We start from the raw sequence: 289 nt of genomic DNA on the forward strand, positions 1-289 counted from the left end.
CTGACCACCTTCGACCTGGACGAGTACGTGTACGAGGCGCTGCGGGCCGGCGCGTCCGGGTTCCTGCTGAAGGACGCGTCGGCCGACCAGCTCGCCGAGGCGGTCCGGGTGGTGGCGGCCGGGGACGCGCTGCTCGCGCCGGGCATCACGCGCCGGCTGCTCACCGAGTTCTCCCGGCTGGACGACCGGCCCCGGGCCCCGCTGAAGGAGCGGGTCGGCACGCTGACCGAGCGGGAGACGGAGGTGCTGGCCCTGATCGCGCAGGGCCTGTCGAACGCGGAGATCGCCG

At 74.7% G+C, this 289-nt stretch carries 1 protein-coding gene; it reads left to right on the forward strand.

Annotated features, from left to right (window positions below; genetic code table 11):
- The coding region (locus GTW67_RS00715; RefSeq protein WP_161162833.1) for a LuxR C-terminal-related transcriptional regulator at positions 1 to 289 on the forward strand (289 nt) is incomplete at both ends.

The organism is Streptomyces sp. SID5910 (genome assembly GCF_009862125.1).
Taxonomy (GTDB): Bacteria; Actinomycetota; Actinomycetes; order Streptomycetales; family Streptomycetaceae; genus Streptomyces.